This window comes from Wansuia hejianensis, from assembly GCF_014337215.1.
GTDB lineage: Bacteria > Bacillota > Clostridia > Lachnospirales > Lachnospiraceae > Scatomonas > Scatomonas hejianensis.
Genome location: NZ_CP060635.1, coordinates 1,301,228 through 1,325,288, shown reverse-complemented (window position 1 = coordinate 1,325,288; position 24,061 = coordinate 1,301,228). Strand labels below are relative to the sequence as shown.

The following is a 24,061-nucleotide window of genomic DNA, read 5'->3' as shown; positions in this document are numbered from 1 at the left end:
TACCATGGCAGAGATGAGAATTCAGAATCTGGTTCTGGGAATGGTGGCGACCAACTGCTATTTCCTTCTGAATGCAGATACAAAGGAAATGATCCTGGTGGACCCGGCGGATGAGGCGGAGGCCATCGAAGAAAAGGTGAATGCCATGGGCGGCAGGCCTGTGGCCGTGCTTCTGACCCATGGGCATTATGACCATATGCTGGCGGCCGACAGCGTGCGCCGGACCTATCAGATCCCAGTATATGTCCATGAGCTGGACGAAGCGGTTCTGGAGGACGCTTCCCTGAACCTTTCCGGGTTCTGGAGCTCTTCCTTTACCATGAAGGCGGACCGGCTGCTGAAGGATGGGGACGAGCTGCGTCTGGCAGGCTTTGAGATCCGCGTCCTGCACACTCCGGGCCATACGGTGGGCAGTGCCTGCTATTATTTCCCGGAGCAAAAAGTGCTGATGAGCGGGGACACCTTATTTTGCCACTCCTATGGCCGGACAGATTTTCCCACCTCCAGCATGAGGGATATGCAGAAGAGCATCCGGAGGCTGCTGCAGGAACTGCCGGAGGATACGGCCGTATATCCGGGACACGAGATGTCCACGACGATCGCGATGGAAAAGAGGTACAATCCCCTTGCTTAATATCAGCCTTCAGTTTAACCGGAGAGATTTTGAATACGACGTCTATACGCTGGTCGGTGCATTTTATCCCGGCAGCCGGATTAAGACCTGGTATGAGGGAGAAGAGGCACCGGAGGGTGAATTTGCATATTATTATAGTATAAACTACGGGCAGGAGCAGATTACTTTCAGCATGAACGGGCCGGGCAGAAGCCAGTTCGCCTGCTGCAGGCTGAAAGATGCCGGAGACCGGACGGAGACAAAGAACCAGCTAAAACGGCTGGTTTACCGTTTTTTATCGGAACAGACAGGAAAAGAGCTGCCGTGGGGGGATTTAACGGGCATACGCCCCACGAAGATTCCTATGCGACTTCTGGAAGAGGGCTGGAGCAATGTGGAGATCGCCCGCCATATGAAGGAAACTTACTTTACGAGCAATGAAAAAACAGCTCTGGCGATCGCGACAGCCAACCGGGAAAAGGCCCTGCTGTCGCAGCTGGATGTGGAAAAGGGTTACAGCCTTTACATAGGAATCCCCTTCTGCCCCTCCATCTGCCTGTATTGTTCCTTTGGGTCCCATCCGTTGAAGCAGTGGGGACATATGATGGAGCCTTATCTGGAATCATTGTTCCGGGAGCTTGCGTTTATATCCGGGCGGATGAGCGGCCGCCGTCTGAACACCATCTATGTGGGGGGAGGAACTCCGACCACGCTGGAGCCTCCGCAGCTGGAGCGACTGCTCTCTTTTGTACAGGAGCATTTTTCCTTTGAACATCTGAAGGAGTTTACTGTGGAAGCCGGACGGCCGGACACGATCACAGAAGAAAAGCTGGAAGTCCTCAGGAACCATCCGGTCACCCGGATTTCTATCAATCCCCAGACTATGAACCAGAAGACCCTGGATCTGATCGGACGTAAGCACACGGTGGAGGAAACGGTTGAAACCTTTCATCTGGCGCGGCGCATGGGCTTCGATAATATTAACATGGATCTGATCGTAGGGCTGCCCGGAGAGGGCCAGGAAGAGGTGGGGGCCACACTGAAGGCTGTCAGGGAGCTGGACCCGGACAGCCTGACCGTTCATTCTCTGGCGCTGAAGAGAGCCACAAGGCTGCATCTGTTCAAGGACCAGTATGAGGATATCTCTTTTGAAAATTCTGAGGAAATTATGAGGATGACAAAAGAATGCGCCATGGAAATGGGAATGGGGCCTTATTATCTGTACCGCCAGAAGAATATTGCGGGGAATTTTGAAAATGTTGGCTATGCAAAGGTTGACAAAGCTGGTATTTACAATATACTGATTATGGAAGAAAAACAGACCATTATGGCTGCCGGTTCCGGAGCCTCTACTAAATTTGTCTTCCAGCAGGGAACACGTATTGAACGGGTCGAGAATGTCAAGGACCTGAAGAATTACGTGGAACGGATCGACGAGATGCTGGAGAGAAAACGTAAAGGGATGGAATTGTATGGAATATGAAAATCAAAAACATTTATTGCGTTACAGCCTTTCGGAGCAGTTGACCCACGGCATGCAGGTGAGCAATCTGGCTCACGAGATCGCCCGGGAACTGGAACTGCCGGAAGAGGAGTGCCATGAACTGGCAGTGGCCGGCGTGCTCCATGACATCGGGAAAGTGAATCTGATGCATGAAGCGGAGCTGCAGAGCCATCCACTGGTGGTGGAAGAGATGAAATACGTCCGGATGCATCCTCAGAAGGGATATCAGATCCTGAAGCAGAGGGGTTATTCGGATTCAATCTGTGAAAGCGTTCTGTACCATCATGAGAATTATGACGGCAGCGGATATCCCTATAACCTGGAAGGACTCAATATTCCCGTAGGAGCCAGGATTCTGAGGGTCTGTGATGTGTTCTGTGCGCTGATTTCCGACCGGCCATACCGCAGTGCCTTTCCTCCGGAATCCGCTGTGGAGCTGATGATCGATGAAATCAAGAATTACGATATGAAAGTGTTTCTGGCTTTTATGCGGGTGATTCACGACAATCCTGACCGTGAGATCCGGCTGCCTGAAATTACATTGGATGTGAGAGGAGAGCTGCGATAATTATGACGTTGAAGAAAAAGCCGGTGACCGGCATGAAGGATATTTTGCCACAGGAGATGGCAGTCCGCGACTATGTGATCGGGTTGATTAAGGAAACCTACAGGAATTTTGGGTTTTCTTCTATGGAGACTCCCTGTGTGGAGCACATTGAGAATCTGAACAGCAAGCAGGGCGGCGAGAATGAAAAGCTGATTTTCAAGATTCTGAAGAGAGGCGAGAAATTGAAGCTGGAAGAAGCCAAGGAAGAGGCAGACCTGGTAGACAGCGGCCTCCGGTATGACCTTACCGTGCCGTTGTGCCGGTATTATTCCAACAATGCCAGCCAGCTGCCCTCACCCTTCAAGGCGTTGCAGATGGGGAACGTCTGGAGAGCTGACCGCCCCCAGAGAGGAAGGTTCCGCCAGTTTATGCAGTGCGATATTGATATCCTGGGCGAGCCCACCAATCTGGCGGAGATTGAATTGATCCTGGCCACCACCACATTGTTGGGCAAGCTGGATTTCCATAATTTTACCATCCGGATCAATGACCGGAGAATACTGAAGGCCATGGCCGCATACAGCGGTTTCCCTGAGGAGGCTTACGATACTGTGTTTATCATTTTGGATAAGATGGACAAGATCGGCCTGGATGGGGTGGCCCAGGAGCTGGAAAAAGAAGGCTTTGCAAAGGAAGCTGTGGAGAAATATCTGGAGCTGTTCCGGGTGATCACACCGGACGCGGCCGGGGTGCGGCTGGTGAAGGAGAAGCTGTCCGGTTATCTGGACCCCGCCTATGCGGACGGGCTGACCACGATCATGGACAGCGTGGACGCGTCCAGGGACGCGGATTTCAGAATTGCCTTCGATCCCACGCTGGTGCGGGGAATGTCCTATTATACAGGGCCGATTTTTGAGATTTCCATGGACGAGTACGGCGGGAGTGTCGGCGGCGGCGGGCGGTATGATGAGATGATCGGCAAGTTCACGGGACAGGACGTGCCAGCCTGCGGTTTTTCCATAGGATTTGAGAGGATTGTCATGCTGCTTCTGGAGCGGAATTATCAGATTCCGGGTATTTCCAGGAAGAAGGCATATCTGCTGGACAAGAACCTGAGCCCGGAGGCTATGGAGCGGGTGATCGGAAGAGCCATGGAGGAACGGAAGGACGGCTGTACCGTCAACCTGTCAGTGATGAAAAAGAATAAGAAATTCCAGAAGGAGCAGCTGGAGGCGGAAGGCTACACGGAGATTGAAGAGATTTTCGCCGACAGGCTGTAAGGATGAGATGGAGGAAGAATAAATGGCTGAGTCAATGAAGGGGATGCATCGTTCCCACAGATGCGCGGAGGTTACGGAGCGTGAAATCGGCGCTAAGGTCACACTCATGGGATGGGTGCAGAAAAGCCGCAACAAAGGCGGAATCATATTTGTCGACCTGAGAGACCGGACCGGCGTCATGCAGTTGATTTTTGAAAATGGCAGCATCGACGGGGAAGGGTTTGAGAAGGCGGGAAAGCTCCGCAGCGAGTTCGTAATCGCTGTCACTGGTACCGTAGAGCGGCGTTCCGGCGCGGTTAATGAGAATCTGGCGACAGGCACGATGGAGGTGCGGGTGGAATACCTGCGGATTTTGGCAGAGGCAGAGACGCCGCCGTTCCCAATAGAAGAGAATAGTAAGACAAAAGAAGAGATCCGTCTGAAATACCGTTATCTGGACCTGAGGCGCCCGGATATCCAGAGGAACCTGATGATGCGTTCCCAGGTGGCGATGCTGACACGTCAGTTCATGGCCAGGGAAGGCTTTTTGGAGATTGAGACGCCGATGCTGGGTAAGAGCACTCCGGAGGGGGCACGGGATTACCTGGTTCCCAGCCGTGTGCATCCGGGCAGCTTCTACGCCCTGCCCCAGTCTCCTCAGCTCTTCAAGCAGCTTCTGATGTGTTCGGGATATGACCGCTATATCCAGATCGCCAGATGCTTCCGGGATGAGGACCTGCGGGCCGACCGTCAGCCGGAATTCACACAGATCGATATGGAGCTGTCTTTTGTGGACGCAGAGGATGTGATGGATGTTAACGAACGGCTGTTGGCGTACCTTTTCAGGGAGGTGCTGGCTGTGGATGTGCCGCTGCCGATCCAGCGCATGTCCTGGCAGGAGGCCATGGACCGTTTCGGCTCTGATAAGCCGGATCTCCGATTCGGGATGGAGCTTGTGAACGTATCGGAGGTTGTGAAGGGCTGTGAGTTCGCCGTGTTTAAAAATGCCCTGGAGCTGAAGGACGGTTCTGTGCGCGGGATCAACGCCAAGAGACAGGGCGGTATGCCGAGGAAAAAAATTGACAAGCTGGTGGAATTCGCAAAGGGATACGGCGCGAAGGGGCTGGCTTATGCGGCTATTCAGGAGGACGGTACGCTGAAATCCTCCTTTGCCAAGTTTATGAAGGAAGAAGAAATGACAGCTCTTGTGACGGCTATGGACGGACAGCCGGGGGATCTGCTCCTGTTTGCGGCGGACAGAAATAAGATCGTCTGGAACGTGCTGGGCGCGCTGCGCCTGGAGCTGGCCGGGGAAATGGGGCTGCTGAACAAGAACGAGTACCGCTTTGTATGGATTACAGAGTTCCCGCTTCTGGAGTGGTCCGATGAGGAGAACCGTTTTATGGCCATGCATCATCCGTTTACCATGCCTATGGAAGAAGACTGGGACAAGATCGATACCGATCCGGGCAGCGTCCGGGCCAAGGCTTATGATATCGTGCTGAACGGGACGGAGCTGGGCGGAGGTTCGGTCAGAATCCACCAGAATGATATACAGGAGAAGATGTTTGAAGTTCTGGGCTTTACGAAAGAACAGGCCTGGGAGCAGTTCAGCTTCCTGCTGAGCGCTTTTAAATATGGTGTCCCGCCCCACGCAGGGCTGGCGTATGGCCTGGACCGTCTGGTCATGCTGATGGCACAGGAGGATTCTATCAGAGATGTCATCGCCTTTCCGAAGGTGAAGGACGCATCCTGTTTGATGACTCAGGCGCCTGCGCCCGTGGACGGCAAGCAGCTGGAAGAGCTGGCGATAGCCGTCTGCAGCAGGGAAGAGTGAAGGAGCAGAAAAGGCTTACTGTGAAAGCTCCGGGCGGCGGCCATCTTTCAGGAACGAGGTTGTCCGTGCCGGCAGACACATATGCTTAGACAGGAGGAGCAGGGTATGAAACGTTCAGAGATTAACAAAGCATTGAAGGAAATGGAAGCAATGATCCGGAGCTGCCGTTTTGAGCTGCCGCCGTTTTGCGGATTTACGCCGGAGGAATGGCAGGAAAAAGGACACGAATATGATGAAGTCCGGGACAACATGCTGGGATGGGATATCACGGATTACGGCCTGGGCCGTTTTAATGAGATGGGCTTCTCCCTGATCACCCTGCGCAACGGCAACGTGAAGCTGCCGAAATATACGAAGACTTACGCGGAGAAGCTGCTGTTTCTCCGGCCCGGCCAGGCGTCTCCCATGCATTTCCACTGGAATAAGATGGAGGATATCATCAACCGGGGCGGCGGCAACGTGCTGATCCAGGTATATAATTCCGATGAACAGGGAGGGTTTGCAGACACGCCAGTGGAGGTCCACTGTGACGGACGGGCGTTTACCGTCCAGGCTGGAGAGCGGGTGCGCCTCTGTCCGGGAGAGAGCATCACGATCTATCCTTATATGTATCATGATTTTACGCTGGAAGAAGGGACAGGGCCGGTTCTTCTCGGAGAGGTATCCATGTGTAACGACGATGAGAATGATAACCGTTTTTACGAGGAGATGCCCCGCTTCCCAGCGATTGAAGAGGATGAAAAGCCTTACCGCCTGCTGTGTACGGAATATCCGGAGGCGCGTTAGAGGCAGCAGGGGAGAGCAAACATCATGAAGAAAAACCACAGTATCATCCTGCGGTATGCATTTAAGAAATCGCTGCCTGTTATGTGCGGCTATCTGTTTCTGGGCTTTGCCTTCGGCATCCTGCTTCAGCAGGCCGGCTATTCGGCGGTCTGGGCATTCTTTATCAGCCTGCTGGTCTATGCCGGTTCTATGCAATTTGTGCTGGTGACGCTTCTGAGCGCCGGGGCCGCCCTGCCGACGGTAGCCATGATGACATTATTCATCAACTGCAGGCATATGTTTTATGGGCTGTCATTTGTGGAATCCTTTAAAAAAATGGGGAAGAAATATCTGTATATGATTTTTTCCCTGACTGATGAAACCTATTCCCTGCTCTGCTCCAGCGGACAGGAGGCAGTGGAAGGGGAAACGAACCACGAATCCTGGTTTTGGATCGCCCTGCTGGATCACTCCTACTGGATTGTGGGATCCGTGATAGGGGCTCTGGCGGGGCAGCTGATCCCACTGGATTTTACAGGAATTGATTTTTCCATGACTGCACTGTTTGCGGTCATCCTGATCGACCAGGTACGGGATTCGGGCCTGGCAATCCGGATACCTGCTCTCATCGGAGGGGCTGCCGCTCTTGTGTGCCTGCTTCTGTTCGGGACAGATGCCTTCCTGCTCCCCGCCCTGATATTGACTGTAGTCAGCATCGCTGGCTTAAACGCCGCTGCGGGCAGGCAGAAACGGCAGAAAAAAGGCGGACCCAAAGCCGGAACGGAGGCAGCGCCATGACGATACCGGTATCACAGTCTGTTTTGATCATAGCAGTTGTGGCGGCAATTACCGTGTTCACCCGGGCGGTTCCGTTCCTCTTTTTCGGAGGAAAACGGGAAATGCCTCCCGTTGTCCGGGCTGTAGCTGAAAAGCTTCCGCCGGCCATTATTGCGATCCTGGTCATCTACTGCATCAAAGACGCTCTGTTCCAGCCGGGAGGCACCCTACTTGCGACGCTCGCGGCGCTGACGGTAGTGGCCGTGCTGCATCTGTGGAAGAGAAACACACTGATCAGCATAGCGGCAGGGACTTTCGTTTATATGATATTAATCAGAGTTTTGTAAGAGCAGAAGCTTAAAACAAGGAGTTAAAAGCATAGAAAGCTGAATGGTCAGGCGATGAATGACGTTTTCAGCTTTTTTATTTTTGGTTGTTGTGGAAGGAGGTTTTGGCTGCCCGGACGAAAGGCTTGTCTAAAACGTTTCACCCAGATTCAACGAAAGTGCCGCCGGTATAGCTTCAGACAGTAACCACTGGCCGATTGCAGCTGATTGGCGGCCGCTGTACCGTTTGAAATGGCCAGAAAAGCAGCGGGTATCCATCAACTTCCCGCAAACTTTCCATATCTTCCTATAAGAAGATACTTGACAGAGGGTGTATTATGTGAGATAGTACAGTTGATACGATGGGTAAAATCGGAAGGAAGGAGATAAGACCATGATTGTCATTGATTATCAGGACCGCCGTCCAATCTACGAACAGATTGTGGACCGGTTTGAGCTGCTGATCGTCAAAGGTGCGCTGGAGCCTGATTCCCAGATGCCTTCTGTCAGACAGATGGCGATGGAGCTCTCCATTAATCCGAATACAATACAGAAGGCATATGTGATTCTGGAGCAGGAGGGTTATATTTACCCGGTCAAAGGAAAGGGGAACTTTGTAACGGGGAATCAGGCAGTTAGGGAGAAGAAGAAGCAGGCCTGTTTCCAGAAGCTAGAGGATTGCCTTCTGGAGGGAAAAGAGTTTGGAGTCACCCGTGAGGATTGCATGCAGGCGCTAGGACGGGTTTACGGGGAGGTACGTGTATGATTAAGCTGAAGGGGCTGCACAAGAGTTTTGGCAAGATAAGGGCTGTCAGGGACCTGAGTGCGGAGATCCGGGAAGGGGAAGTCTTCGGTGTGGTCGGGACGAACGGCGCGGGCAAGAGTACGCTTCTTCGGATGATTGCAGGGGTACTGAAGCCGGATAAAGGAGAGGTTTTTGTGGATGATAAACCGGTGTTTGAGAATCCACAGGTTAAAAGTGATATCTGTTTTCTGCCGGACACGGCTTTCTTTCTTCCCAATGCTACGCCGAAGCTGATGGCTGAGAGCTACCGGGTGTTTTATCCAGAATTTGATATGAGGCGGTTTGAAAGCCTGACGTCCAGGATCGGGCTGGAGACGGGAAGGAAGATCCGAATGTTTTCCAAGGGGATGCAGAAGCAGGTGTCTGTCATCCTGGGCATCTGCACGAACACAAAATACCTGTTGTGTGACGAGACCTTTGACGGTCTCGACCCTGTAATGCGCCAGGCTGTGAAGAGCATTTTTGCTGTAGAGCTGATCAACCGGGATTTTACGCCGGTAATCGCTTCTCATAATCTGCGGGAGTTGGAGGACATCTGTGACCATGTGGGGCTGCTCCACAAGGGAGGAATCCTGTTTTCAGAGAACCTGGAGGATATGAAATTTCACATACAAAAAGTACAGTGTGTCATCGGTGATCCAGTCAGGGAAGAGCAGCTTTTAAAAGAGCTGTCAGTCATGCAGTATGAACGGCGTGGTTCCATGATGCTTCTTGTGGCGAAAGGAACCAGAAATGAAATTCTTGAACGGGTCAACAGCAAGCATCCGGTGTTTGCGGAAATTTTGCCGTTGTCTCTGGAAGAAATCTTCATCAGTGAAACGGAGGTGGCAGGTTATGACGTCAAAAATCTCCTTTTTTAAGCTGCTGAGAGAAAATCTCCGGCATCGCGGCTGGTTGATGATTCTCATGTTTTTTATCAATGCCTTTCTGCTGCCGATTAACTTTCAGATGAGGCTGGAAAATGTGCTTCACATCCAGTTCACAGATATGACGTCCAATCAAATGAAAGTCTGGGTTGAGCAGAACCGGCAGCTTGCTGCCGAGCAAGTGCTGGGTCCTTCCAACGGCATGATTATGGCAGCAGTTCTGGTGGCTGCTATACTCTGTGGAGTGACAGGCTTTGCATATCTTCATTCTAAGGAAAAGGTAGATTTTTACCACAGCATAGCGGTGAGAAGAAGGCAGCTGTTTCTAATACAGTATCTATCGGGAATTATCATAGCGGCGGTTCCCTATGTAGTCTGTGTGCTGATAGCAGTGCTTGGGGTGGGTACGGTTAACGGAATAGTTACGTCGGAAACCGTAGCGATGGCATTGGGAACGATGGGATTTTTCTGCCTGAGCTTTTTGACTGCATATACGGTCTGCGTACTGGCCATGCTGTTGACAGGGAGAATACTGACAGGTATTCTGGGGACGGTTTTTTTCTGGGGATATGGCCCCATGTGTTTCTGGGTGATTCGGAATATGATGGTTTCATTTTTTGATACTTATTGTACGATTCCAGGCAGCACGAATCCGGGCACCTATTTTTCCCCGGTCACGCTGATGATCTACATGGGTAAGCAAATGGGGCTGAGAGATACTGTTCCGGCTCTCATGTGGCTGATCCTTCCGGGCATTTTGGCGGCAGCGTTGCTGCTTTGTTTTCTGGTATATGAAAAGCGGCCGTCTGAAGCGGCAGAATGTGCGTTGAGCTATCCAAGGTCAGAGGGGATTGTGAAGATTATGATCACCATACCTGCCGCGCTTTCGGCGGGAATGGCCGTCAGATGGTTTGCAGGCTACGACAGCAGGGGCTGGTTTGTTTTCACGGCTGTTTTGGCGGCTTTATTCCTGAACTGTATCATTGAATTTGTGTTTAGCACAGATCTAAAAAATATCTGGACACATAAATATTCCTGCGGGTTTATCCTGGGAGGGGTTGGCGCGCTGTTGATTATATTTTTGCTAGATCCGCTGGGATATGACCGGTGGCAGCCAGATACCGGTGAGGTAGAAGAAATGTCGTTGTACAGCTACAGGATCTATGAGCCCTTCATGGAATATTATTCAGCGACGGAGCGGCTGGAGGCCACACTGTTGGAAAAAGGCGGACTCAGCAATTATATGCCGCTTTATGGACTGGCAGATGAAGGAATCAAGGCAGTCCGTTTTGATGAAACAGAAGATTTCATAGAGGAGGTTGTCCTATGCTATCATCTCAAAGGAGGCAAGAAAGCATACCGCCGTTATCAGGTCAGCGGCGAACTGCTGGAACAGACGCTTGAAGACCTGTCCCAGGATGAAGAATTTCGTGAGAAATATTATCCCGCCTGTGGTGACGGGATCACTGGGGCGGACAGCATAAGTGTAACTGACTGGGCGGACTACAGAGATACGGAACAGAAGTTGAATCTTTCAAGAGAGGCGCTGCTGGAATTCATTGGTCTGTTCAGAGAAGAGAGCAAAAAGGTGACCATTGGGGAGCTTCGGGAGACACAGCCGTCGGGAATTCTGAGGCTTAGCCGGAATGAGCCGGTGGATACAGGCCGCCAGTATGCCATGGGAACCGTCCATTTGATGGAAGACCGGCTAGATGAGGGGTATTTTTACTTATATCCCCAGTTTGAGAAAACATTGGATTTTCTGGAACGCATGGGAATTGTTTTCCAAAATGAAATCAATCCGGAAGATATTAACGGCCTGCGGCTGGAAATAGAACAGAATTCAGATGAGGGCATCAGTGCCGAGACGGAAAATGGTTATGCAGCTGCAGCAGAAGTCTCTGAGATTCACACTTTTTATAAGAAAAAGGATATTGAGCAAGTGCTGTCCTGCATAGAAAGATGCCGGTATTCAGATTATAGGGAGGATGAGAAATGGATTTACATCATACTGACCTATAAGGACGGCAGTTCTGGCGGAGGAAACTGCAGAATTACAGACGTGGAGAAAATGGAACAGCTGTTAAAAAACAGTGAGCCGGCGGTATGACAGAAATCCGTCTTTCTATAATGTGTGAAAAACAGAAAAACAACCCGTATTTTGCAGTTAAATACCGATATATTAAGGGAATATTAATAACAGTAATAAAAAAAGCGTGATATAATGAGAACGGCAAGAGACGGTTGTCAATGAGATTCAGAACATAATGACTGTTAATGAATGAAACGAAAATTTGAGCTGGAGGACAGATATGAAGAAAAAGGGTGTGGTTATCCTGTGTGCGGCAGTGGCTGCGGCAGCGGCCGTAGGACTGTTGTGCTGGCGCTTTTTGGGCAACAGGAATGGAGGCAAAGGTGACAACGTAGTATATGTCAATACGGTAGAGAAGCTGATGAGCCTTGGCAGCGGAAACGGTATGATGAATCGTTTTGCCGGTGTGGTGGAATCCCAGGAGACCTGGTCTGTACAGCAGAATCAGGAAAAGACAGTAAAAGAAATCCTGGTATCCGTGGGACAAGAGGTGACGGCAGGTACGCCCCTGTTTACCTACGATACGGAGAAATTTCAGTCAGATTTGTCCCAGGCACAGCTGGACCTGGAACGCATCAACAATGAAATCAGCAGTATGAATTCAGCAATCGCTGATCTGGAAAAGGAAAAGAAAAAAGCGGACGCTAACAGTCAGGCAACGTATACTCTGCAGATCCAGGAACAGCAGCTTCAGGTAAGGCAGAAAGAATTTGACGCACAGAGCAAGCAGCTGGAGATCGATAAATTGATTGAAAATATTAACAACGCAACGGTAACCAGTGAGATTGACGGCGTGGTTAAATCTATCAATAACGACAATTCCGCGGTCAGCTACGGTAATGGTGATAATTCCTTCATGACAATCATGAAGACCGGGGACCTGAGGATTAAGGGCACCATCAATGAACAGAATATGGGTTCCCTGATTGAAGGGTCTCAGGTAATCGTACATTCACGGGTGAATGACGAAGCGACCTGGAAAGGGACAGTCACGAAGATTGACCGGGAGAATACGGTGAATAACCAGAACAATATGTATTACGGTGGTTCTAGTGACGCGTCTGCCAACAGCAGTTCTTATCCGTTCTATGTGGATCTGGAAACGAGCGAGGGCCTGATGATGGGACAGCATGTATATCTGGAAATGGATTATGGACAGTCAGAAGTTAAGGAAAAAGAAGGAGTCTGGCTGGATTCCTATCTGATAGATATGACCGGTGAGGAACCTTTTGTATGGGCAGACAATGGAAAGGGCAGGCTTGAAAAAAGGAAGGTGACTCTGGGTGATATGGATGAGGTTCTGGGGCAATATGAAATTACAGAGGGGCTCGCTAAGGAGGATGCAATTACCTGGCCGGAAGAGGGTCTGGAAGAAGGCATGGAGACAACTATCAGCAAAGACGGCATGATGGGACAGAGTAATCCGGAGCCGGCTGACGGAGAGGACACTGACGGCGGAGCAACCGATGACGGCGCGGTAATCGGCGGAGAAGACGGTACATCCGGTGGAGAGGTGATTGGCGGAGAAGACGGCATGTCCGGAGGGGATGATATGCCGGCTGAAGGCGGCGCGGCAGCCGGCGATGGCGGAGATGAGCAGCCGGGCAGCGGAGAAATGGAGGATGCCAAGTGATTATAGAAATGAAAGATATCTGTAAGGATTATATACAGGGGAAAATGGATGTCCCGGTCCTGAAAAATATCTGCTTTCAAATGGAAGAAGGGGAATATGTGGCGATCATGGGCCCATCAGGTTCCGGAAAAACGACTTTGATGAATATTGTGGGATGTCTGGATCAGGCTACCAGCGGGACATTCTTGCTGGACGGCCTGGATATCAGCAAGTGTACGGACAATCAGATGTCAGATATCCGCCTGAATAAAATCGGCTTTGTATTTCAGAATTTCCAGCTTCTACCCCGCCAGTCGGCGCTTGAAAATGTGTCTCTGCCTCTGACCTATGCAGGGGTTCCCAAGAAAGAGCGGAGAGAGCGGGCAAGAGAGGCTTTGGAAAGGGTGGGCCTGGCAGACCGTATAGATTTCAAGCCGACACAGCTTTCCGGCGGGCAGAAACAGCGCGTGGCAATTGCCCGGGCTATGGTGAACCGTCCGAAAATATTGCTGGCCGATGAACCAACAGGTGCTTTAGATTCCAAGTCCGGTAAACAGGTCATGGAGCTGTTCAGGCAGCTGAACCAGGAGGGCGTCAGCATCCTGATGATTACGCATGACGCGGGGATTGCCTCATGGGCGTCGCGCAAAGTGGAAATCTGGGACGGCATATTAAAGTATAATGAAGAGGATAAGGCAGAAGATGCCACCGGCGGGGCGGAGGATCAGCATGTGCCGTCGATGCCTGGAGAGGAGGCGGGATCAGATGAATAAGAAAAAGATTCTGGCAGGCGTATTGTCCGCTGTGATCACCGTCGGAGCCATCAGCGGGATCGTGATAGGCGTAAAAGCTTCCAGACGTTCAACAGTCATGGTGATACAGGCCAGTGAACTGAATTATGGAGGATACTGGGGCTCCAGCTCGCAGATGCAGGGCATGATTTCTTCGGACGTATCTCAGGACGTCTATCTGACCGATACCCAGACCGTATCTCAGGTCATGGTAAAGGAAGGGGATCAGGTAAAAGAAGGCGATGTGCTCATGTCTTATGATACCACCCTGACGAACCTCAACCTGGAAAGAGAAAAGCTGAACAGGGATCAGATCAATCTGAAACTTCAGGTCGCCCAGGATAATCTGAAAAAGCTGAGAAATACAAAACCGGTATCGGACGGGGGCGGTTCTTCAGGCGGTATAGACGTTCCCGACTTTAATATACCGGATGAGCCGATAGATCCGGAGCCCACGGTGGAGCCGACGGAAGAACCCACGAATGAATTTACAATTGTATTTCATAATAACGGACATGGATCTGCGCCGGAGAATGTAACAGTGGGTAAGGATCAGAGCTTTCAGAGTTACCTGGACCAGCTCAGTGAAGAGCAGAGAAATAAATATCTGCTGTCAGAAGATGGCTATGTATTCGGCGGGTGGTATGCAGATCAGATCTGTACGGTGGCTTATGATCTCACGGCTCCGGTAACAGAGGATCTGCAGCTTTTCGCAAAATGGACGAAAGCAGCTCCCGACTACAGTGGAGCAGTGGCGAACAGTGAACTCACCGCGGATACTGCCGCGTATAATGAAGTTCCCGGCCAAACGGATGCAAGCCTTGGGACGGTAGTCAATCCATACCGTTATCTGTGTACTGATCAGGCTGTGATTACTGCGGGCTTTATGAATGCGCTGCGTGCAAGGGCTCAGGCGGCTCTTGACCAGGATTCCCAAGCTCATTATTATTTTATGCTTGAAGTTCATGACGGAGATACAGTGGCCGGAAAACTGTTGAAAGCCTGGATGCAGGATGCGGTACAGCTGTTAAATCAGGGGCAGGATTTTCCGGATGACTGGCAGGGGATTTTGAACCTGGCTACGGGAAATATTGATGTTTCAAAGAAACCTGCTGAACAAACAGATCAGCATGAAGACGGGACAACTGTCCAGGGTACCGCTGTTTCCATGAGAAAGATGACTCCGGTAGCCCTGAATGATACCGGTTCCGGTTCTGCGGGGCTGGGCGTACTTTCAGGGGAGCTTTCCTATACGAAAGAGGAATTGGAAAAGGCAATCAGGGAACAGGAAGAGGATATTAAAAGTCTCCAGCTGGATCTGAAAGAGTCTGATCTGAAAATTCAGCAGGCGGAAAAGGCTCTGACGGACGGTGTCGTGCGCGCGAAGCTGAACGGAGTGGTAAAAAAAGTCGGTGACCCGAAGAATCCGCCGAAGGACGGTTCCGCATTCCTGCAGATAAACAGCACGGAAGGGTTATTTGTCAGGGGCGGCATCAGTGAGCTGATGCTGGATCAGATCCATGAGGGTGACACAGTATCTGTCATGTCCTGGCAGAGCGGTACGGTCTGTGAGGCAGTCATTAAAGAGATTTCTCCCTATCCGGATGAGAGCGGAATGTTCAGCAGCGGTGATAATGCTTCCTACTATCCGTTTACCGCGTATATAGCTTCAGGCGGCGACAATCTGACGAATCAGGAATGGGTGCAGATCACTGCCGAAGGCGATATGGGAAGCATGATGGGCAGCGGCGATACGTTGTATCTGTGGAAAGCCTTTATCCGTGAGGAAGACGGGGAAAAATATGTCTATCTGCGGGATGAGAACGGCCGCCTGAAGAAACAGGTGATAACCGTAGGCAAGCTTTCCGGTGAAGGATATGAGATTTTGTCGGGAGTAACCTTTGAGGACTGGCTGGCCTTTCCATATGGAAAAGATGTGAAGGACGGCGCGAAGACCAAAGAAGGTTCTACTTCAGAACTGTACGGATATTAAGGAGGGAGAGCATGGTAGAAAATATTCGATTATCTTTTCAGGGGATTTGGTCCCACAAAATGCGCTCCTTTTTGACTATGTTGGGTGTCATAATCGGAATTGCATCGATCATTGCCATTGTATCCACAATTGAAGGTACTAATGAACAGATTATGCAGAATTTGATCGGAGCAGGAAATAATAATGTAAAAATCACTCTGAGGCAAGGCGAGGGGGAGTATTGGATGGATAATGGCGCCCCGGCCGGAGTATCTCTGATCAGCCAGGAACAGAGAGATCAGATCCTGGCTCTCGATGATGTGGAAAATGCTTCATTTTTCAACTACCGCAGCTATGTAGACGGCGTTACCAATGGAAAAAATTCATTGAACAGTGGAAAAGCCCTGGGTGTGGATTTAAATTATCTGGATACCTGTGGCTATGTGGTTTATGCCGGGCGTGGATTCCTGGAGACAGATTATACAGAGATCCGCAAGAACGTTCTCCTGGATGAGGCCGCCGCCGCATCCCTATTCCCGGACGGCAATGCCCTGGGGAAGACAATTGAAGTACGGGGAGAACCGTTCACTGTAATCGGCCTGATCAAAAAAGCGGATAATTTTCAGCCGGTGATCAATTCCTTTCAGGATTATCTGACCTATAACCAGGAAGATTATGGTGCGATGCTGATGCCGGATGTATGCTGGCCGATTGTATTTTCTTATGATGAACCGCAAAACGCGGTGGTCATGGCTAAGACGACAGAAGCGATGACGAATGTAGGGAAAGAAGCTGCTGAGATCATGAATGTTTCCATAGCGAATCCAGAAGGGGACATCAAGTATGAGGCAGAAGATTTGCTTGAAAAAGCCAGAAACCAGCAGGAACTGAGCGCGAGTACCAATAACCTGTTGCTTTGGGTGGCGAGTATTTCATTGCTGGTCGGGGGAATCGGCGTCATGAATATCATGCTGGTTTCTGTAACGGAGAGAACCAGTGAAATAGGACTGAAAAAAGCCGTTGGAGCCAGAAAACGGAAGATCTTGGCTCAATTCCTGACGGAGTCCGCTGTGCTGACCAGCTGTGGAGGAATGATAGGTGTTCTGGTGGGAATTATCCTGTCCCAGATCATCGCCCGGATGTCAGAGACCCGTGCGGCCATCAGCGTGCCGGCTATTATCGGCAGCGTAGCATTCTCCATGCTGATCGGTATCGTATTTGGACTGCTGCCATCTGTTAAGGCATCGAACCTGAATCCGATCGACGCACTGCGGAGAGAATAAATTACGGTATTGTGGCGAGTTATTGGATACCCGGACGAAAAGCAGCGGGAGACCTCCGGCCGCTGCGGTCTGCCCAACAGGCCGCAGCCGCCGGAGGTCCCCCGCTGCTTTTCTGGCTGTTCCAGATGGTACAATGGCTCTCGCCAGGGGTGGGAACCCTGATGGTATCAGGCGGTAGATTTCTGTATTTAATAAAGAAATACTGGCGCCAGTAGGCCACAATTAGCCGCTGATTACTGTCTGTAACCATACCGATGACACTTTCGGAGAACCGGGTGAAGCGAGTTTAGAATCCAAGCTCTTCTCCTACCATCACCACTGTGATTCTGCCCGGCTGGCGTGAACGCCGGGTTACCACTACCTGGCAGCAGATGGATTCGGGGCTCTGGCAGTCGGCGCACAAGCCGGTGGACGCGCAGGGCGTCTTCAGGCCTAGACGCACGCAATTGGGGGGCGTAGCGGCTGTACGTATGCGGTCTATTGCCTCCTGCACTGTCTTTGTGACTTTGTTCATGCCAGTCACGATGATGACATGGGCGGGGCCTGTAATCAGGCAAGCCACACGGTTGCCATTGCCGTCGATATTGACCAGCTCCCCGTCGGTGGTGAAGGCATTAGTGCTCATCAGAAAATAGTCTGCACAGACGATCCTGCCATAGAGGGCGCGGGCTTCTTCGGGAGACTTCGCAGAAGCACGGTCAATCAGCTCGTAGCTGCCTTTTTTTAGTGCGTCCAAAAGCCCGGTTTCAGACAGGGTCATTGAACCGCCCCAGGTGACAGAAGCGTGTTCTGGAATCAGCTCAAGGACTTTTCTGACTGCTTCAGTGCTGTCTTCACAGTAGCAGGCGTCAATTCCTCTTTTGTTAAAATTGCGGATTAGAGTTTCTCCTAAGTGGCGGTAGCTTTCTTTTTTGTAAGACATACAAAATCTCCTTTCAGTATTGCATGTTTAAATTATATCTATTATACTATAAAACAGTGTTCAGAATAAGAAAAATTTAGAAAAATTTAACCCCCTATAAGGGACAGATTATGGTAAAATAATAATATATCCACAGGGCGCATCCGAATGCATTCCCTGGCGGGGAACAGCTATTGCTGTTCAGTAATGTTTTAAATCTTATGTAAAAGCAGGAGAGTAGCAGGGCATTATGAATATACTTTTTTTTATTACGCCAAAGAGTGAGGTCGCCTATATTTATGATGACTTTTCACTGAGACAGACAATCGAAAAGATGGAATATCATAAATATACGGCAATACCGATGCTGAATCGGAGAGGGATATACATAGGCACAATTACTGAGGGTGACCTGCTCCGGACGGTGAAGGAGCAATATGATCTGAATCTGCATGATGCGGAGGATATTCCGATCTACAAAGTGAAACGCAGATGGAGAATGGATCCGGTGAATATTAACTGTGATATAGAGGATCTGGTGTCCATTTCGATGAAGCAGAATTTTGTGCCTGTGGTAGATGACGAAGGGGTATTCATCGGTATTATCCGACGGAAAGTGATCATTCAGTATTGCTATGAGAAAAGCGGACTCGGGGTCTGCCCGTTGAAGGAGAAGGCCTGACTGTCCGTCAGAGGCCATGAACATAAGAATATCAGGAATATAAAAGAGACAGCTATCTTGCAGATGTACTTTAGTCTGCACGGTTTTTGTCTCTTTTTTATCGCTCAGGGCTATACAGCAGAATATCGAAGAGCCCTGAATCCGGAGATTTGAAAGATAAGGCAGTCCGATGAGAATGAAAAAATTTAGAGGCCAGGGGCCGGGGAATCCCGGCCCCTTTGCAGAGGCGTCAGAGGGAAAACTGTTCCCCGTCGTCGGGGACGTAGAGGTTCCCCGCATAAACGGGGGTGCCCTCAGCAAGGTATCGTTCCTTGCGGTGAGGGATGTCTTTGTCTTCAGTGTGCCAGAGTATGAGGTTCTTAATGCTGAGCGATTGTGCCAGCTCGCAGGCGTCCCTGACGGTGCTGTGATGCTTTTCATAGGGCTTAAAGCGGCTGCGCTCTTCATAGAGGCAGAAGGCCTCGTGGAACATCCAGTCCGCGTCTCTGAAGATATCAAAGAGAAAATCCGGACATGGTTCGTCGCCGGGGAAAGCGACCCGGATACCGTTGGAGGTGACACAGGAGAATCCTGTCTGCTTTGCCTTAGTGGAACGGATGTCCAGGAAAGTAAAGCGGCTGCCCAGGATGTCCAGAACAGTTCCGTCTTCTACGACATGGAACTGGATCCGTTCGTCAAAGTGGCGGCAGATTTTTGCCTGGACAGTCAGCGAGGCAATAGTTTTAATGGCCTCTTCCAGTTCTTTGTGGCAGTAGATGGACAGCGTGCCCTGATAAGTGCCTTTGTTCATCTTCGTGCCGATCATCCGGATCATCCAGGCCATACCCAGAATATGGTCGCTGTGCGCGTGGGTTACGAAAATATGATGGATCTGTTCCAAAGGAATCTGCTGCTGTTCCAGCGCCGCAAGAATGCCGTTTCCGCCTCCCGCATCTACCAGCAGATATTCATCTCCGTGCCGGAGCGCAAAACAAGTATTAAAACAATGAGTGACACTGGCATTGCCAGTGCCGAGTACAATTAATTTTTCCATGATCATATCCCTTTCGTAAGAAGCTTCTGTTATTAATATAACTACTGGAGAAGATTTCGTCCAGTGCTAAATATGCAGGTGATTGCAGGTGTTTTATTGTTTGGGGTGCATTTTGCTGTAAAGTGTGTTATACTGAAATAGCAAAGCTGCGCAGATCTGGATCTGCGTTCAATGTAACCTCCGGTTACGGCCAGCCATAGAAAGGTGGTATTATGTATCAGGTCAATGATGTAATCGTTTACGATAACCGCGGTGTATATAAGATATGCGGCATCGGCTCTCTGGAATTTCTGTCCAAGGAGAAATCCTACTATACGCTTCAGTCTCTGGAGGATTCCAAAGCAATTATATATATTCCGACAGATAAGCAGGATAAACTGTGCCAGTTGATTTCCGAAGAACAGGCAGTATACTGGCTTTCCGAGATTCCCAATATACCCGACAGATATAACAGCAACCCGAAGGAGAGGGATAAGGAGTACAGCAGGATACTTCAGTCGAGAGACTGTATGCAGTGGATTGAGATGCTGAAGGGGATCCGCGGCGAGAAGAAGCATCGTAAGAGCAACGGAAGGAATCTGAACGTCCAGGATGAATCAAATCTGAGGAAAATAGAGAAACGGATTTCCGTTGAATTCTCCGCAGCATTGAGGGTGTCCCAGGAGGAAGTGGAAGAACGGATAGATAAAATGCTGTAAGAAAATGCTCTCAATGACTTGACAAAAAGTAAAAGATATTATATAATGTATAAAGTTATTAATTTGAATTTGGCAGAGGCAGAAATTATAATTAATTTCGTGTCTCTGTTTTTTTATTCTGTTAATACAAATAATTAAATGGAGGTACTGATTATGAATAACGGTACAGTGAAATGGTTTAACGAGCAAAAAGGATTTGGATTCATCACAGACGACAACACTGGAAAGGATGTATTTGTACATTTTTCAGCAATTATGTCCAATGGATTCAAGACTCTTGGAGAAGGCCAGAAGGTAACTTTCGATACAGAAGTTGACCCCAAGGACAGCAGAAAGCTGAAAGCAGTCAATGTTTGCGCAGCATAAGCAGAACTACTAATTTAAGAGGAAAATAAAACTAATAGTTTTAAATATAATTTATTCTTTTGTACGTTGTTTATCTTCCATTTGGATATTTGTATTTTTAGAACCATCAAGTTTTATGTGAATGCGGAACCGCCGGTTTATAGTTATATGATAACTGTGAACCGGCGGTTTTACGTTTCCATAAGACAGAAAAACGGGACTGATTCCGGAAATCAGAAGAATTTGCTTCTTAATTTCCTATTTATGCAGGCGTAATACTTGAGAAAAATGGAAATTCGTTTTATAATAAACTCTATATGTGAAAAAAGAGGGCTGAGTCCCTGAATAAACGGCACCTGGCGGCAAGCCGCCCTGGATAGATGTGTGCCGCCGGAGGTTACTATGAAGAAATTAATTGAGCGGATTACAGAGGAAGCGGCAAAGGCTTTTGAAAAGGCAGGCTATGACTCTTCCTATGCCAGAGTGACGGTGTCCAACCGTCCTGATTTGTGTGAATATCAGTGTAATGGAGCGATGGCAGCCAAAAAAGCCTATCAGAAAGCACCGCTTCTGATTGCAGAGGATGTGGCTGCGGCCATGGACGGTTCGGAGGTGTGTGAAGAGGTGACGGCGGTAAAGCCGGGATTCATCAATATCAAGATTGCGAAACCGTTCCTGGCTGAATATTTGCAGCAGATGTACGAGGATGAAAGGCTGTCATCAGAGCTGTCATCGGAGCCAAAGACTATCATCGTGGATTACGGCGGCCCGAATGTGGCCAAGCCGCTTCATGTAGGGCATCTCCGTTCGGCTATCATAGGGGAAAGCCTAAAACGGATGGGACGTTTCCTGGGCCATAGGATGATCGGGGACGTACATCTGGGAGACTGGGGCCTGCAGATGGGTCTGATCATAACAGAACTGAAAGAAAGGAAACCGGAGCTGCCGTATTTTGATGAAAGCTTTGAAGGAGAATATCCGTCGGAGGCTCCCTTTACAATCAGCGAGCTGGAAGAAATCTATCCAGCTGCCAGCGCCAGGTCCAAGGAAGATGAGGATTACAGGGAAAGGGCGCTGGCCGCAACCCATGAGCTGCAGGAGGGCAGAAGGGGTTATATGGCTCTGTGGAACCATATTATGACGGTCTCCGTCAATGATCTGAAGGAAAATTACAAAAAGCTGGATGTGGAATTCGATCTGTGGAAAAAAGAATCTGATGCCCAGCCATACATCCCGGAAATGATTCAGCGGATGAAGGAGGAAGGCTTTGCCTATGAGGATCAGGGCGCCCTGGTGGTAGATGTGAAGGAAGAGACAGATTCCAAAGAGATACCTCCCTGCATGTTGCTGAAATCAGACGGGGCATCTCTTTATACGACAACAGATCTGGCAACGATTGTAGAACGGATGAAATTGTTCCAGCCGGATGAGATCCTCTATGTGGTAGACAAACGGCAGGAGCTGCACTTTATCCAGGTGTTCCGCTGCGCCCGGAAGACCGGGCTGGTGAAGCCGGATACGAAGCTCTCGTTCCTGGGGTTCGGTACGATGAACGGCAAAGATGGAAAGCCGTTTAAGACCAGAGAAGGCGGCGTCATGCGCTTGGAGAATCTGATCCGGGATATTGACCAGGAGATGTACCGGAAGATTGTAGAGAACAAAAGTGTAAAAGATACAGACGCTGAAAAGACTGCTGAAATGGTGGGTTTATCTGCCATCAAGTACGGCGATTTGTCTAACCAGGCGTCTAAAGATTATGTATTTGATACCGAGCGCTTTACCTCATTTGAAGGCAATACAGGACCGTATATTCTGTATACAATTGTCAGGATTAAATCCATACTTGCCCGTTATGTGGAGGAAGGCGGAAGCCTGCAGGGGAATGTGCTGATGCCTGCGGCCAGTGACAGTGAGAAGGCTCTCATGCTGGAAACAGCGCGGTTTAATTCTGTTGTAGATAATGCGTTTGAAGAAAAAGCGCCTCATAAAATCTGCTCTTATATTTATGAACTGTCTAATGACTTTAACCGTTTTTATCATGAGACAAAGATTCTAACTGAAGAGAACAGCGGACAAAAAGCGTCCTGGATCCTGCTTCTGGATCTGGTGCGCAGAGTTCTGGAAGAGTGTACCGGGCTCCTTGGCTTCTCAGCGCCGGAGCGGATGTGATGAAGAGGCCATCGAGAATCAAAGTCAATATCCTGCTGATTTTTATAGCCGCCATTGTAGTGGCGGTAGTAGTGGGAGGGCTTTGGGCGTATGGAAGATACAGAGCGGAGGAAGAAGCAAAGCAGAAGGCGAGAGAAGCAACAGTGACGCCCGTGGTAACGGCCACCGAAACACCGGCCCCGACTCCGGAGGTGAATATCCGGGAGGAGCTGCTTTCAGCAGCGGTAGGGGCGCTGGATAAAAACCGCATTACGGAATTCGGCAATTGCCTCAGATACCGGGACGAGCAGGGGAATCTGGCGTCCTACGATGAGAAGGCGCTGGCTGACTGTGTCCTGTATCTCAGAGCCCACGAGGAGCTGTATGAGCCCTTCCGCGGCCTTCTGGCAGCGGAGACGACGGAGATCGCGGAGGAAGGCGGGAACCGGTACTTTGTCCTGGCCGGGAAAAATCTCTGGGAGATTACGGGGACTCCCCGCACAGAAGAGGAAATCGCCCCGGAACTGGCGACGCCCACCCCGACGGAGGCGCCTGTGCCGAATGGACAGAAGATAGCCATCGATCCCGGACATCAGGCACAGGGGGACAGTGAACAGGAGCCCGTCGGCCCGGGTTCGGATCAGACAAAGGCTAAAGTAGCCTCCGGGACCCATGGAGACACGTCGGGACTGAATGAATATGAACTGAATCTGGCAGTGTCGCTGAAGCTGAGAGATGAGCTGGCAGCACGGGGATACGAGGTGTATATGATCCGGGAGACGAATGAGGTGAACATCAGCAACCGGGAACGGGCGGAAATGGCCGCTGCCTCAGGAGCGGATATTCTGGTTCGCATCCATGCGAATGGCTCTGCAGATACCTCTGTACAGGGCGCGCTGACCATGGCGCCGTCTACGGGCAACCCTTATGTGGGAAGCTTAGCGCTGGAGTGCCAGAAGCTGTCTCAGGATATCATTGACGCGTTCTGTGCGTCAACAGGGGCTGCCAGCCAGGGTGTCTATATCACAGATGAGATGAGCGGGATCAACTGGAGCACCATACCAGTGACGATTGTTGAAATGGGCTACATGACAAATCCTGACGAGGATCTGCGGATGGCGTCGGGGGAATACCAGGATTTAATGGTGCAGGGGATCGCCAATGGGGTGGACAGTTATTTCGCGGGGCAGAGCAATGGATAGGAG

At 50.2% G+C, this 24,061-nt stretch carries 22 protein-coding genes; 20 read left to right on the top strand and 2 right to left on the bottom strand.

Going from position 1 to position 24,061, the window contains the following annotated elements:
* The first annotated feature begins 4 nt into the window (after positions 1-4).
* The 15 genes from H9Q79_RS06100 to H9Q79_RS06030 all read left to right on the top strand — a co-directional run bounded on the left by H9Q79_RS06100 (position 5) and on the right by H9Q79_RS06030 (position 17,049).
* Entirely contained in the window at positions 5-634 is a 630-nt protein-coding gene (locus tag H9Q79_RS06100) for an MBL fold metallo-hydrolase (protein ID WP_249329421.1), read from the top strand.
* Complete coding sequence (hemZ, locus tag H9Q79_RS06095) at positions 627-2,096, top strand: coproporphyrinogen dehydrogenase HemZ (protein ID WP_249329420.1); 1,470 nt, start codon at positions 627-629, stop codon at positions 2,094-2,096. The genes H9Q79_RS06100 and hemZ overlap by 8 nt, the downstream gene beginning before the upstream one ends.
* A complete protein-coding gene (locus H9Q79_RS06090; protein ID WP_249329419.1) occupies positions 2,086-2,685 on the top strand; it encodes an HD-GYP domain-containing protein in 600 nt (199 codons plus the stop codon). The genes hemZ and H9Q79_RS06090 overlap by 11 nt, the downstream gene beginning before the upstream one ends.
* Before the next feature lie 2 nt (positions 2,686-2,687).
* On the top strand, positions 2,688-3,944 hold the full coding sequence (hisS, locus tag H9Q79_RS06085) for a histidine--tRNA ligase (RefSeq protein ID WP_118643816.1): 1,257 nt from the start codon (positions 2,688-2,690) through the stop codon (positions 3,942-3,944).
* Between the two features lie 22 nt (positions 3,945-3,966).
* On the top strand, positions 3,967-5,760 hold the full coding sequence (aspS, locus tag H9Q79_RS06080; protein WP_118643818.1) for an aspartate--tRNA ligase: 1,794 nt from the start codon (positions 3,967-3,969) through the stop codon (positions 5,758-5,760).
* A gap of 105 nt (positions 5,761-5,865) precedes the next feature.
* Entirely contained in the window at positions 5,866-6,546 is a 681-nt protein-coding gene (locus tag H9Q79_RS06075; protein ID WP_118643820.1) for a D-lyxose/D-mannose family sugar isomerase, read from the top strand.
* 24 nt (positions 6,547-6,570) lie between these two features.
* Positions 6,571-7,323 carry an AzlC family ABC transporter permease gene (locus tag H9Q79_RS06070; RefSeq protein ID WP_249329418.1) on the top strand — a complete coding sequence of 251 codons (753 nt, stop codon included), beginning with the start codon at positions 6,571-6,573 and terminating at the stop codon, positions 7,321-7,323.
* Entirely contained in the window at positions 7,320-7,649 is a 330-nt protein-coding gene (locus H9Q79_RS06065) for a branched-chain amino acid transporter permease (protein ID WP_249329417.1), read from the top strand. Before H9Q79_RS06070 ends, H9Q79_RS06065 begins: the two co-directional genes overlap by 4 nt.
* A 373-nt stretch (positions 7,650-8,022) precedes the next feature.
* Complete coding sequence (locus H9Q79_RS06060; RefSeq protein ID WP_118643827.1) at positions 8,023-8,394, top strand: GntR family transcriptional regulator; 372 nt, start codon at positions 8,023-8,025, stop codon at positions 8,392-8,394.
* Positions 8,391-9,293, top strand: a complete 903-nt coding sequence (locus H9Q79_RS06055) for an ABC transporter ATP-binding protein (RefSeq protein WP_249329416.1) — start codon at positions 8,391-8,393, stop codon at positions 9,291-9,293. Before H9Q79_RS06060 ends, H9Q79_RS06055 begins: the two co-directional genes overlap by 4 nt.
* Complete coding sequence (locus tag H9Q79_RS06050; RefSeq protein WP_249329415.1) at positions 9,268-11,409, top strand: DUF6449 domain-containing protein; 2,142 nt, start codon at positions 9,268-9,270, stop codon at positions 11,407-11,409. Before H9Q79_RS06055 ends, H9Q79_RS06050 begins: the two co-directional genes overlap by 26 nt.
* Before the next feature lie 202 nt (positions 11,410-11,611).
* On the top strand, positions 11,612-13,024 hold the full coding sequence (locus H9Q79_RS06045) for an efflux RND transporter periplasmic adaptor subunit (protein ID WP_249329414.1): 1,413 nt from the start codon (positions 11,612-11,614) through the stop codon (positions 13,022-13,024).
* Positions 13,021-13,776: an ABC transporter ATP-binding protein gene (locus tag H9Q79_RS06040; protein WP_118643835.1), complete on the top strand. Its 756-nt coding sequence runs from the start codon at positions 13,021-13,023 to the stop codon at positions 13,774-13,776. The genes H9Q79_RS06045 and H9Q79_RS06040 overlap by 4 nt, the downstream gene beginning before the upstream one ends.
* Positions 13,769-15,787 (top strand): InlB B-repeat-containing protein, encoded by a 2,019-nt coding sequence (locus H9Q79_RS06035; protein WP_249329413.1) that lies wholly within the window; start codon positions 13,769-13,771, stop codon positions 15,785-15,787. The genes H9Q79_RS06040 and H9Q79_RS06035 overlap by 8 nt, the downstream gene beginning before the upstream one ends.
* A gap of 11 nt (positions 15,788-15,798) precedes the next feature.
* Entirely contained in the window at positions 15,799-17,049 is a 1,251-nt protein-coding gene (locus H9Q79_RS06030) for an ABC transporter permease (protein WP_118643841.1), read from the top strand.
* 286 nt (positions 17,050-17,335) lie between these two features.
* Here H9Q79_RS06030 and H9Q79_RS06025 read toward each other — a convergent pair whose 3' ends face one another.
* Positions 17,336-17,971 carry a lactate utilization protein gene (locus H9Q79_RS06025; RefSeq protein ID WP_249329412.1) on the bottom strand — a complete coding sequence of 212 codons (636 nt, stop codon included), beginning with the start codon at positions 17,969-17,971 and terminating at the stop codon, positions 17,336-17,338.
* A 229-nt stretch (positions 17,972-18,200) separates the two neighbouring features.
* Between H9Q79_RS06025 and H9Q79_RS06020 the strand changes: the two genes are divergently transcribed.
* On the top strand, positions 18,201-18,632 hold the full coding sequence (locus H9Q79_RS06020; protein WP_118643845.1) for a CBS domain-containing protein: 432 nt from the start codon (positions 18,201-18,203) through the stop codon (positions 18,630-18,632).
* A gap of 229 nt (positions 18,633-18,861) precedes the next feature.
* Here H9Q79_RS06020 and H9Q79_RS06015 read toward each other — a convergent pair whose 3' ends face one another.
* Positions 18,862-19,671, bottom strand: a complete 810-nt coding sequence (locus tag H9Q79_RS06015) for an MBL fold metallo-hydrolase (RefSeq protein ID WP_249329411.1) — start codon at positions 19,669-19,671, stop codon at positions 18,862-18,864.
* A 206-nt stretch (positions 19,672-19,877) separates the two neighbouring features.
* On the opposite strand from H9Q79_RS06015, the gene H9Q79_RS06010 reads away from it, so the two are divergent.
* The 4 genes from H9Q79_RS06010 to H9Q79_RS05995 all read left to right on the top strand — a co-directional run bounded on the left by H9Q79_RS06010 (position 19,878) and on the right by H9Q79_RS05995 (position 24,058).
* Positions 19,878-20,363 carry a CarD family transcriptional regulator gene (locus H9Q79_RS06010; protein WP_118643849.1) on the top strand — a complete coding sequence of 162 codons (486 nt, stop codon included), beginning with the start codon at positions 19,878-19,880 and terminating at the stop codon, positions 20,361-20,363.
* 153 nt (positions 20,364-20,516) lie between these two features.
* The gene (locus tag H9Q79_RS06005) at positions 20,517-20,729 is read left to right on the top strand and encodes a cold-shock protein (protein ID WP_118643851.1); all 213 of its coding nucleotides are present in this window, start codon (positions 20,517-20,519) and stop codon (positions 20,727-20,729) included.
* Between the two features lie 381 nt (positions 20,730-21,110).
* On the top strand, positions 21,111-22,877 hold the full coding sequence (gene argS, locus H9Q79_RS06000; protein WP_249329410.1) for an arginine--tRNA ligase: 1,767 nt from the start codon (positions 21,111-21,113) through the stop codon (positions 22,875-22,877).
* Positions 22,877-24,058, top strand: coding sequence for an N-acetylmuramoyl-L-alanine amidase family protein (locus tag H9Q79_RS05995; protein ID WP_249329409.1), 1,182 nt, complete (start codon positions 22,877-22,879; stop codon positions 24,056-24,058). The genes argS and H9Q79_RS05995 overlap by 1 nt, the downstream gene beginning before the upstream one ends.
* The last annotated feature ends 3 nt before the right edge of the window (positions 24,059-24,061 follow it).